The following is an 11,103-nucleotide window of genomic DNA, read 5'->3' as shown; positions in this document are numbered from 1 at the left end:
GTAATTTTTTCCATGTCCGCAAACACATGCTTCAGATTCCGTGAATTCAGAGAGAATTCACCCGTTTCCGGTGGTGTTCAACAGTTATGACCAAATTACGTCCTCAGAGAATGCCTTGGTCGAATTTGGCAAAATCGCAAAGCACAAATCATGGCTGATTTTAACTTTACGTTATAAAAATCAATAGGCTGACACCTTGCAACATGCCCTCTCAGACCAAGAGAGCCTGAATAGATCAGAAGTTGGGCACATTGATACAATGTTACAGGGTGAGAAAAGTTGCCTGACCGCACTTTAAACGGATTAAATTATTTTGAAAGCGGTCTCTTTTAACAACAAACGCCGGATATCTGGCTGAATATCCGGCGTCTCACAGAATCATTTTTGCAGCACTTCATTTTCAGTTTTGAGAAGCAAAAACCCGCCAGTATTTCGGTCTGAAAGCCAGACGGCTGCCAATCACCGGTTCGTTTTCTGCCGGAATTTCGATCTCTACTGTTTCACGATTACCGCCGACTTCAAGCTCCACGCGTCGCTTGGCACCCACGCGCCGTGTCGCCGTGACCACACCGGCAATGCAGCCGCCGCAGCCCTCGACAAGCTCCACATCATGCGGGCGGAAATATAAAACGGCCTCTCCGTCAGCATGGTCTGCTTTCAACCCCAGCGAACGGTCTGCCAGCCAGATTTCGCCATGCTCCGCACGAATATTCAACCGGCTGGATTCCCCGATAAAACCATAAACAAAAGCCGAGTTCGGATTGTCGTAAATCTCATCCGGTGTGCCCACCTGTTCAATACGCCCCTGACTCATCACCACCACACGGTCAGCCAGTTCCAGCGCCTCATCCTGATCGTGGGTCACAAAGACGGTCGTGTGGCCGGTGCTGTCATGAATTTCACGCAGCCATTTGCGCAGCTCTTTACGCACCTGCGCATCCAGTGCTCCGAAAGGCTCGTCCAGCAGCAGCACATTCGGCTCAATCGCCATAGCGCGCGCCAAAGCCACGCGTTGGCGCTGACCGCCGGAAAGCTGTGCCGGATAGCGGTTTTCAAGCCCGTTCAGCTGCACCAGATTAAGCAGATCAACCGCACGCTTGTGAATTTCCGCCTTTGACGGGCGTGTCGCATGGGGCCGCACTTTCAGGCCAAAACCGACATTCTGCGCCAGTGTCATATGCCGGAACAAAGCATAATGCTGGAACACGAAACCAACATTGCGCTCCTGCACCGTCTTATTGGAGGCATCCTCATCCCCGAAATAAACTGTGCCTTCTGTCGGGCTTTCCAGCCCTGCAATCAGACGCAGCAATGTGGTCTTGCCCGAACCGGAAGGCCCGAGCAAAGCAATCAGCTCGCCTGAGTGAATATCAAGCGAAACGTTGTGCAGCGCCGGAAACTGCTCAAACTCCTTGCGCACCTCAACAACGCGTACTTCCATTCTCAATCCTTTCAGGCACCCTCATGCCTATAATGCATTACAGTCTATCTATATTCAGTCATGCGTAAAACGCATCTTATTCCGAAAACCGCTTCACACTTTTCGGGATGCGCTCTAATCATGCGTAAATCGCATTTCCAGTACAGTTTTAAAAACCAGTGTTATCAGTGCCAGCCCTGCCAGCAAGGATGCCACGGCAAATGCTGCCACGATATTTTCGCTATACATCATTTCCACATGCAGCGGCATCGTCGTCGTCAGCCCGCGGATACGACCGGACACAACGGCAACCGCACCAAACTCACCCATAGCGCGCGCATTACACAACAGCACACCATAAAGCAGCCCCCAGCGGATATTGGGCAAAGTCACATAGAGGAATGTCTTCCAGCCGCTCGCGCCCAGCGACAAGGCCGCCTCTTCATCCCCCGTGCCCTGCTCCTGCATTAGCGGGATCAGCTCACGGGCGACAAAAGGAAACGTCACAAAAACTGTTGCCAGTACAATGCCCGGCACCGCAAACAGGATCTGAATATTATGAGATTGCAGCCACGGACCCAGCACACTGTTACCGCCGAACAGCAGCACAAAAACCAGACCTGAAATCACCGGTGACACCGAAAACGGCAAGTCTATCAAAGTGATGAGGAACGTTTTTCCGCGAAACTCAAATTTGGCAATTGCCCATGAAGCAGCAATCCCGAACACGATATTCAGCGGCACAGCAATAGCCGCAACCAGCAAAGTCAGCCGGATAGCCGATTGCGCGTCCGGATCAACCAGTGCTGCCCAATAAGCGCCGGTGCCTTTGCTGAAGGCTTGTGCAAAAATCACGATCAGCGGCAAAACAATGAACAAAGCCATGAATAACAAGGCAATGACGGTTAAAAACCAGCGCATTGCAGGCGTTTCTGTCACCGCAGACCGGTTATGCAGTCCATGATGATGCTTCATCCGGCGGGAGAAGAGTTTTCCGGCACTAGCTGCCATAGCCATATCTCCTGCGTGTCCATGTCTGAATCAGATTGACCACCAGCAACATGACAAATGAAATCAGCATCATCACTGTGGCCAGCACTGTCGCAGCTGAATAATCAAACTCTTCCAGCTTCACAAAAATCAGCAAAGGTGCAATTTCCGTTGAATAAGGCTTGTTCCCCGCAATAAAAATCACCGAGCCGTATTCCCCGACAGCGCGGGCAAAGGCCAGAGAAAAGCCGGTCAGAATAGCGGGCTGCAAGCCCGGCAACAGCACACGAAACACAGTCTGAAACCGGCTGGCACCCAGTGTTGCCGCCGCTTCTTCCTGCTCGCGGCTGATCTCTTCAATCACCGGCTGGATCGTGCGCACCACAAATGGCAGGCCGATAAAAACCAGCGCCACCACAATACCGGCCTGCGTAAAAGCAATACGGATATCCAGCGGCATCAGCCATGCGCCGATCCAGCCTTTCGGCGCATAAAGTGTGGTCAGCGCAAGACCGGCAACGGCTGTGGGCAAGGCAAACGGCAGATCCACCATTGCATCGACCAGCCGCCGTCCCGGAAAGCGGTAACGCACCAAAACCCATGCAACAAGGCCGCCAAAAACCACATTGATCAGCGCTGCCAGCACGGCACTGAAAAAACTGACCTGCAGTGCGCTGACAAGTCTGGCATCTGTCGCCAGCTGCCAGAACCGTGCAGGCCCTACTCCGGCAGCATGAAGCATCAACACCATCAGCGGAATAAGGATCAGCAATGAGAGATAGGCGATACTGAAACCCAGCGTCAGGCCGAAACCCGGCAAGATCGTCGGCTTGCGCCATGACGCAAAGAAAGACGGCTTTCTCCTGCCGGCATTTGCTCCGGCAGGTAAAGGATCTGGTCGTTTTTTGTCGGTCTTCGCAAATTGCTCTGTCATGGATGATACCATTAATGACGGGCTTTACTTGGCCGGTTTATAAATCTGATCGAATGTACCACCGTCACCGAAATGTGCCGGTTGTGCTTTTGCCCAACCACCGAAAATCGGATCATCAATGGTGAGAAGTTTAACCTCTTTCAGCCAGCTGCGCTCAGCTTCAGGCACCAGCTCCGGCTTTGACGGGCGATAGAAATGCTTGGCTGCAATTGTCTGTCCCTCTGCGGAATAAAGATACGTCAGATAGGCTTCAGCCAGCTTGCGTGTGCCTTTGGCATCCACATTCTTGTCAACAACGGCTACCGGCGGTTCGGCAAGAATAGACTGCGGCGGCACCACAATATCAAAAGCATCCGGCCCGAATTCCGCCACCGAGAGATAGGCTTCATTTTCCCAGGCCAGCAGCACATCGCCAAGCTGACGCTGTACGAAGCTGGTCGTTGATCCCCGCGCCCCGGTATCCAGCACCGGCACATGACGGAACAGCTCGGTTATATAGGTTTTGATTTTGGCTTCATCGCCGCCATATTCATTATGCGCCCAACCCCATGCTGCCAGATAGTTCCAGCGTGCACCACCGGAGGTTTTCGGGTTCGGCGTGATCACCTCTACACCGTCCTTGATCAGGTCGCCCCAGTCTTTAATGCCCTTGGGATTGCCCTTGCGGGTCAGAAACACAATCGTAGAGGTGTAAGGGGCAGAATTATTCGGGAATTTCTGCCGCCAGTCTGCATTGATCTTGCCGGTTTTTTCAACACTGGCATCAATATCGCTCTGGAGTGCTAGCGTCACGACATCTGCCGGAATACCATCAATCACGGATCGCGCCTGTGCGCCTGAACCACCATGCGACGCGCGCAATGTTACGCTTTCGCCACTTTCAGCTTTCCAGTGTTTCGCAAAAGCCTCGTTATAATCTTTATATAATTCCCGTGTCGGATCGTAAGAAACATTCAACAATGCCTGATCAGCAACAGCCTGTAACGGCATGGAAACCGCTGATACAACCACCAGCGCAGCAAAGGCAGAAAAGCTATTTCCCATCAATATCATTATGGCCTCCGTTTCATGTTCAACAACAAACTAACAGAGCCGCAACAGAGAAGGATGCTACAAGAACCTCAATACTCCGCCGCCACAGAAATAATCTTTCTTAAGACGCCACATTATAAAATAAAAATTCGCGCTTGCCAAAGGTAACTCTGCAGGCGCTCTCTAAAAGAGCGGTTCAGTGCCGGTCACAAACCAATCACCGGACTCATGCGGGGGCTGCGCAAAACGCACTTGTAGCGCACTTCATAATAAGGATCGACAACCAGTGTCACATCGCGGGTTTCACATCGTCTGCCGGTGGATTTCAGATATTCTTCCGCAACATCGCGAAACACGACCGGTGGCGTAACACCAAGCCCCGTGCCGGTGGAAAAGCCTTTGACAAAATTTTGTGTGGCTGTGCCCGCCAGCCCCGGCCCGATCAGCAATCGACTTTCGGGCTGATTATCGACAATACGATAATTTGTGCCGCTTTTTCCGACAAACTCAACGGAAGGCAGACCCTGATATTTCTGCTGAACATAATTCACTCCGGCGCAACCAGCGAGAACAGCCACTGCAAGAAATGGCGCGAAGCGCGCACTTTGCCGGGTGAAGAGCTTATGAAATATCAAACCTGCCTGTACCACGCGCTAAAATATCCTTCTCTTCCCGAACAACAGTATCCGCATCCGCAAATACTCAGATGAATTAACTTATTTATGCCAGATACGGTTTTTATTGGACATTAAAGCCAGAATCCCAATTGAGATATCAGACACACTCTGATCTCTTCATGTCAGATTCCGGCTCCTGCTATAGCGGTATAACTGAAAAGGATAAACTGATGCTGAAAGCTCTCATCTCACCTCTGACTGCCGGTCTTTTACTCGCCGGCTTTGCGGGCAGCGCTACAGCGCAGGATAAGACTGATGTGCAGGCGCTCACCAAAGTGTCCTATCTGTGCGAACGCAATGTTGAGCTGAATGTGGTTTATATCAACGGCCTTAAGAACGATGAATCAGCAGCCGTGCTCTCTGTTGACGGCAAGCTGGTGCCGATGCGCATCTGGCCTGCGGCCTCAGGCGCACGCTATATCGCACTGGATGAACAGGACAGCTATCGCTGGCACACAAAAGGCGATGAAGGCATGCTGACATTTCTGGAGGCTGATCACACTGCCAAAGAGCAGACCTTATTCAGCAATTGTGTGAACAAGGATAAAGCCGCACAGTAAGCATGCAGTAAGACTGAGACGGATTTTTCACTACCCTTCAAGCACGCAGGCTGCTATTTGTGTCCGCAAATAGCAGCCTTATCTGTCTGCTGATCAACTGTATATGATCCGTTCTCTTACAGGAAAGATGTGAGATGAAACCAGTATTTCTGCAAATCCAGTGCAGTCCCGGTAAAACTTATGAAGTCGCCAATGCGCTTTATGAGCGCGAAATCACTTCAGAACTTTATTCCACCAGCGGTGAATATGACCTGCTGGCAAAAATCTATATTCAGGAAGGCGATGATATCGGCAAATTCATCAACGATAATGTGCTGAATATTCCGTATATCGTGCGCTCGCTGACCACGCTGACTTTCAAAGCTTTCTGATCCGCGTTCAGCTCCCTTAACAACACGCAGGGCATTGCCGTTTTTTCACGGCAATGCCCTTTGTATTTCTGCGCACCGTCTCCATATCATCAGGAAATTTTCATGTGAGGCAATTTGTGCTTTGCACCGTACGCGCGGGTACTGTAAGACATATTCAACAAGATAAAGTGCCGTTTCTGCAATTTCCGGAAAGACCGCCGGTGCAGTGCTGTCGATGTATAAGGGAATACGATCATGCCAGCCTATCGCTCAAGAACTTCCACCCACGGCCGCAACATGGCGGGCGCACGCGGCCTGTGGCGCGCAACCGGCATGAAAGACGGTGATTTCGGCAAGCCGATTATCGCCGTAGTCAATTCCTTCACCCAGTTTGTGCCGGGTCATGTGCATCTGAAAGATCTCGGCCAGATGGTCGCCCGCGAAATTGAAAAAGCAGGCGGCGTCGCCAAAGAATTCAACACCATTGCTGTTGATGACGGTATCGCAATGGGTCATGACGGCATGCTCTATTCGCTGCCGTCGCGTGAAATCATCGCGGATTCCGTTGAATATATGGTCAATGCCCATTGCGCCGATGCGATGGTGTGCATTTCCAACTGTGACAAGATCACACCCGGTATGCTGATGGCCGCATTGCGCCTCAATATTCCGGTTGTGTTTGTTTCCGGCGGTCCGATGGAAGCCGGTAAAGTTGTCTGGAATGACAAGGTCAAGAAGCTCGATCTGGTTGACGCTATGGTCGCCGCCGCTGACGACAAATATTCGGATGAAGAAGTGGACGCGATTGAGCGTTCCGCCTGCCCGACCTGCGGCTCCTGCTCCGGTATGTTCACCGCCAATTCAATGAACTGCCTGACTGAAGCACTTGGTCTGTCGCTGCCGGGCAACGGCTCAACCCTTGCCACCCATGCGGCACGTAAAGAGCTGTTTCTTGAAGCCGGCCGTCTGATCGTTGATCTCTGCAAGCGCCATTATGAAGGCAATGATGAAAGCGTGCTGCCGCGCGCTATTGCCAGCTTTGAGGCCTTTGAAAATGCCATGACGCTGGACATCGCTATGGGTGGCTCTACCAATACCGTGTTGCATCTGCTGGCGGCAGCTCATGAAGCGGAAATGGATTTCACCATGTCCGATATTGACCGCTTGTCCCGCAAAGTGCCGGTATTGTGCAAGGTTGCCCCTGCGATTGCCGATGTGCATATGGAAGATGTGCATCGCGCCGGTGGTATTATGGGTATTCTCGGTGAGCTTGACCGTGCAGGCCTGCTGAAAACCGATGTTGGTTCAGTCCATTCCGGCACGCTGAAAAACGCACTGGAAAAATGGGATATCAAACGCACATCTGATGAGAGCGTGCATGAGTTCTTCCGTGCGGCTCCGGGCGGCGTACCGACACAGGTTGCGTTCAGCCAGAACCGTTATTTTGACAGCACCGACAGCGACCGCGAAAACGGCGTTATCCGCACCAAGGAACATGCCTTCTCTCAGGACGGTGGTCTGGCCGTACTTTACGGCAATCTGGCGGAAGATGGTTGCATCGTTAAAACTGCCGGTGTGGATGACAGCATCCTGACCTTCTCCGGCCCAGCGCGCATTTTTGAAAGTCAGGACACGGCCGTTCTCGGCATTCTTAACGGCAAGATCAAAGAAGGCGATATTGTTCTGATCCGCTATGAAGGCCCGCGTGGCGGCCCCGGCATGCAGGAAATGCTCTATCCGACCAGCTATCTGAAGTCGAAAGGTCTGGGCAAAGCTTGCGCATTGATTACTGACGGTCGTTTCTCCGGCGGTTCTTCCGGTCTCTCCATCGGTCACGTTTCGCCTGAAGCCGCTGAAGGCGGTCTGATCGGTCTGGTTGAAGAAGGCGATCTGATCGAGATCGACATTCCGAACCGTAAAATCCATCTGGCTGTTGATGATGCTGTTCTGGCAAAACGCAGCGCAGAGATGGAAGCCAAAGGCATTGCCGCATGGAAGCCGACAGAAGTGCGCAAGCGCAAAGTCACCACCGCGCTGCGTGCTTATGCAGCAATGGCCACCAGCGCCGCTAAAGGTGCTGTGCGACACGTACCTGAATAATTCAAACTATACTGAAAAGGCCCCTCTCAGGGGCCTTTTCAACATTAGAGCGCTAGGCACCCCATTGGGCGCACAAAGGTGTTCTAAAGCGAATAAGCCGGTTCGGCCTCATAAGCTTTATGAAGCAAATTTATAAATGATTTTGCCTCGGGCATAAGGGTCGATGCAATAGCTTTTACCGGTATTGCTGGTGTCCATGAATTCATAACCGCCGCTCCTTTTATCTCAGAAAGCCGCGCAATGGTTATTTCTTCATGACGTTGAGGAACCCCAAGGCGCTCCAATTGTCGCTGGACGATGCCCATCATTGTCCCCGTCAACATCTCAGCTATTGGCCAAAGAACCGTCTCACCATCCCAAAAAACAATATTCCAGATTGTTGCCTCACTCAGCCGTCCCTGCCTGTCGACAAAAACCGCATCGTCAAACCCTTGCCTGATAGCCTCATGTAAATAGAAGGTTTTTCCAGCCTCACCGACGTGTTTTATGGCTGCAAGCGGCCTTTCGTGAACCACCGCGCTTAATCGCAGAGGCCCCGCCGGACCATCAGAAGGCAATGTTGAACGCACGAGCACTGCAGGCTCGACATCCATACTCTGTGCAGTGAACTCACCATGACGGGAAAATACCGTCACAATAAGTGACTGATCCTCTGGTCCGGCATTGATTGCGGCTTTAACATAAGATTTCAGCACTTCATCAGATAATGCTCTGCCATAAAAAGCAGTCGATGCAGCTTGCAAGCGAGCCAGATGCAGATCGAACCCTTTCACTTTGCAGTTGCGTACCTGCATCGCAGTAAAATGAGCAAATCCAGAAAAAGCCAATGGAATCAGCTCTTCTTTTGTTGCTGCAAGACCATTAATCTGAGTCTGAAATTGTTCTGCTTTTGATGACATTGTTTTGCTCCTGAATGGTTTCACATGAAAGAGCAAATGCTTTACAGTCTGACAGCACTGTCAGAGTCAAGGATGTTCAATGAAAATCGGAGAACTATCAAAGCGAACCAATGTAACTATACGGATGCTTCGATATTATGAAGCCGAAGGGCTGCTGACACCTCAGCGCTCAACGAGCGGTTATCGGGATTATGATAGTAATGCGGTTCGTACTGTGGAGCGGATCAAACTGCTTGGCGTTGCCGGCATGACACTAACGACTATCCGGCAATTTCTTCCCTGTATAAGAGGAGAAAAACCCGTATTTGAGCCTTGCGATGAACTGCGAAAAACCCTGCATGAACAGATTCATCTGGTCAACCAAAAGACAGCCAAACTAGCCAAAAGCAAGAACATGCTGGAGAGCTTTTTACAGGAAATCGACAGCAATTAAAATATACACTGCACTTATACCAAGTGCAGTGTAATCTCACTCTTCAGACATCAGCTCTTATCTGATAAAGCCTTCTCAACCTCAGGCATGAATTGTTTTGCCATGCTCTCGTCACTTAAAGGGCCGACGAATTTATAAACAATCTTGCCTTCACGGTTGACAATGAAAGTTTCCGGCACGCCGTAAACGCCCCATTCAATACCCGCGCGGCCGGAACGGTCTGTGCCGACAACATCATAAGGATTGCCGAGGCTGCTCAGGAATTCCAGTGCATTTTCCGGCGCATCTTTATAGTTCAGACCAACCACACGAATACGATCGTCCTGCCCCAGCTTCATAATCTGCGGATGCTCATCGCGACACGGCACGCACCATGATGCCCAGATATTAACCAGCGTAACCTGCCCTTTAAGATCAGAGCCTTTCAGCCCCGGTGTCTGCGTTCCGTTCGCCTGCAACAGCCCTTCCAGTTGCGGAAGGTCGGTCAGCGGTGCATCCCGTCCGATCAGCGCAGACGGAATTTCCTGCATGTTTTTTCCGCTCAGCAACTGCCATGTGAATATACCGGCAAGTGCTGCAAAAATGATCAGCGGCAGCAGCGCAACCAGAACGCGCTTCTTTTTCGGCGGCAGGTCAGTGCCACCCGTCGTTTCAACCGGATCGGTCATGCTTCAGTTTGCCTTTTGTGAGCGGCGGCGAATGCCTTGTTTTTCAAGTCGTGCAAGCTCTGCCCGCAAATTGTTTTGCGCAAGCATGATCCAAGCAACAATTGCAATAATCACCGCGGCTGAAATGCCATAGGAAATAAGCACATAAGTCAGATGCGTCATACTGTGGCTCCTGTGCGTGCTTTTGCGCTCTCACGCTCGGCGCTGCGTGCTGCAATCTTGCGCATCGCTGCGATACGGCGGCCGAAAATCTCATTGCGCATTGCCATCAAATGCAGCGTGAAAAACAGCATCGTCATAGCGAATGCCATCACCAGCAGTGGATAGAGCATGCTCGGCGGCATTGCGGGGCCTTCCATGCGCAGCACGGAAGCCGGCTGATGCAGCGTGTTCCACCAGTCGACCGAGAATTTGATGATCGGAATATTGATGAAGCCAACCAGCGTCAGCACGGCAGCAGCACGGGCTGCCTTCGCCTGATCATCCAGCGCGCGGGTCAGTGCAATAATACCGAGATACATCAGAAACAGAATGAAAACCGAGGTCAGGCGTGCATCCCATACCCACCATGTGCCCCACATCGGCTTGCCCCACAGCGAACCGGTGATCAGCGCCAATGCGGTAAACATTGCCCCCAGCGGTGCCGCAGCCTTGGCCGAAACATCGGCCAGCGGATGCCGCCAGACCAGTGTGCCGAGCGCTGCAAGAGCCATCACTGTATAGCACATCATTGACAGCCACGCGAAAGGTACGTGGATGAACATGATTTTAACGGTCAGTCCCTGCTGATAATCTTCCGGTGCAAACCACACCATATAAAGGCCGATCAACAGCAACAGCACGGTCAATCCTGACAGCCAGGGCAGGATTTTACTGCTCAGGCTCAGGAATCTTGTCGGATTTGCCAGATCAAGCAGCGCCTGAAAGCGGCGCGATGCAGCTTGTGGTGCAGCTTTATGAGTTGGTCGTTCAGTCATAGGAACCCGGATATGTTTGCAAGCTTAAGCCATTCTTAGAATACATCCTGAAAACTATGAAAC

The 11,103-nt window shown here is 51.6% G+C and carries 13 protein-coding genes; 4 read left to right on the top strand and 9 right to left on the bottom strand.

The features are described 5' to 3' along the window. Nucleotides 1–400 precede the first annotated feature (400 nt). From P8H26_RS02525 to P8H26_RS02505, 5 genes are all read right to left on the bottom strand, one after another. Nucleotides 401–1,441 (bottom strand): sulfate/molybdate ABC transporter ATP-binding protein, encoded by a 1,041-nt coding sequence (locus P8H26_RS02525; RefSeq protein WP_289631284.1) that lies wholly within the window; start codon nt 1,439–1,441, stop codon nt 401–403. A gap of 114 nt (nt 1,442–1,555) precedes the next feature. After that, a complete protein-coding gene (gene cysW, locus P8H26_RS02520; protein ID WP_289631532.1) occupies nt 1,556–2,395 on the bottom strand; it encodes a sulfate ABC transporter permease subunit CysW in 840 nt (279 codons plus the stop codon). Nucleotides 2,396–2,420: 25 nt separating this feature from the next. After that, complete coding sequence (gene cysT, locus P8H26_RS02515; RefSeq protein ID WP_289631283.1) at nt 2,421–3,344, bottom strand: sulfate ABC transporter permease subunit CysT; 924 nt, start codon at nt 3,342–3,344, stop codon at nt 2,421–2,423. Between the two features lie 24 nt (nt 3,345–3,368). After that, nucleotides 3,369–4,397: a sulfate ABC transporter substrate-binding protein gene (locus P8H26_RS02510; RefSeq protein ID WP_374708204.1), complete on the bottom strand. Its 1,029-nt coding sequence runs from the start codon at nt 4,395–4,397 to the stop codon at nt 3,369–3,371. A gap of 185 nt (nt 4,398–4,582) precedes the next feature. Then, on the bottom strand, nt 4,583–4,927 hold the full coding sequence (locus tag P8H26_RS02505) for a hypothetical protein (protein WP_289631282.1): 345 nt from the start codon (nt 4,925–4,927) through the stop codon (nt 4,583–4,585). 296 nt (nt 4,928–5,223) lie between these two features. Between P8H26_RS02505 and P8H26_RS02500 the strand changes: the two genes are divergently transcribed. The 3 genes from P8H26_RS02500 (at nt 5,224) to ilvD (ending at nt 8,063) form a co-directional block, all read left to right on the top strand. Beyond that, nucleotides 5,224–5,613 (top strand): MliC family protein, encoded by a 390-nt coding sequence (locus tag P8H26_RS02500; protein ID WP_289631281.1) that lies wholly within the window; start codon nt 5,224–5,226, stop codon nt 5,611–5,613. A gap of 134 nt (nt 5,614–5,747) precedes the next feature. Continuing rightward, nucleotides 5,748–5,984: an Lrp/AsnC ligand binding domain-containing protein gene (locus tag P8H26_RS02495; protein WP_289631280.1), complete on the top strand. Its 237-nt coding sequence runs from the start codon at nt 5,748–5,750 to the stop codon at nt 5,982–5,984. Between the two features lie 234 nt (nt 5,985–6,218). Beyond that, nucleotides 6,219–8,063 carry a dihydroxy-acid dehydratase gene (gene ilvD / locus P8H26_RS02490; protein WP_289631279.1) on the top strand — a complete coding sequence of 615 codons (1,845 nt, stop codon included), beginning with the start codon at nt 6,219–6,221 and terminating at the stop codon, nt 8,061–8,063. A gap of 83 nt (nt 8,064–8,146) precedes the next feature. On the opposite strand, the gene P8H26_RS02485 is transcribed toward ilvD, so the two are convergent. Further along, nucleotides 8,147–8,962 carry an aminotransferase class IV family protein gene (locus tag P8H26_RS02485; RefSeq protein WP_289631278.1) on the bottom strand — a complete coding sequence of 272 codons (816 nt, stop codon included), beginning with the start codon at nt 8,960–8,962 and terminating at the stop codon, nt 8,147–8,149. Between the two features lie 79 nt (nt 8,963–9,041). Between P8H26_RS02485 and P8H26_RS02480 the strand changes: the two genes are divergently transcribed. After that, nucleotides 9,042–9,395 (top strand): MerR family transcriptional regulator, encoded by a 354-nt coding sequence (locus tag P8H26_RS02480; protein WP_289631277.1) that lies wholly within the window; start codon nt 9,042–9,044, stop codon nt 9,393–9,395. Nucleotides 9,396–9,445: 50 nt separating this feature from the next. Here P8H26_RS02480 and P8H26_RS02475 read toward each other — a convergent pair whose 3' ends face one another. Genes P8H26_RS02475 through P8H26_RS02465 form a run of 3 tightly spaced genes read right to left on the bottom strand, consistent with a single transcriptional unit; the run spans nt 9,446 to nt 11,040 of the window. Continuing rightward, on the bottom strand, nt 9,446–10,063 hold the full coding sequence (locus P8H26_RS02475) for a DsbE family thiol:disulfide interchange protein (protein WP_289631276.1): 618 nt from the start codon (nt 10,061–10,063) through the stop codon (nt 9,446–9,448). A gap of 3 nt (nt 10,064–10,066) precedes the next feature. Beyond that, the gene (gene ccmD, locus P8H26_RS02470; RefSeq protein WP_289631275.1) at nt 10,067–10,225 is read right to left on the bottom strand and encodes a heme exporter protein CcmD; all 159 of its coding nucleotides are present in this window, start codon (nt 10,223–10,225) and stop codon (nt 10,067–10,069) included. After that, nucleotides 10,222–11,040, bottom strand: a complete 819-nt coding sequence (locus P8H26_RS02465; protein WP_289631274.1) for a heme ABC transporter permease — start codon at nt 11,038–11,040, stop codon at nt 10,222–10,224. Before P8H26_RS02465 ends, ccmD begins: the two co-directional genes overlap by 4 nt. Between the last annotated feature and the right edge of the window lie 63 nt (nt 11,041–11,103).

The sequence above is a fragment of the Pseudochrobactrum sp. sp1633 genome, from assembly GCF_030376605.1.
In the GTDB taxonomy this organism is placed as follows: domain Bacteria; phylum Pseudomonadota; class Alphaproteobacteria; order Rhizobiales; family Rhizobiaceae; genus Pseudochrobactrum.
Note: the sequence above shows the minus strand (reverse complement) of the source record. Positions and strands in the feature narration are given on the sequence as shown.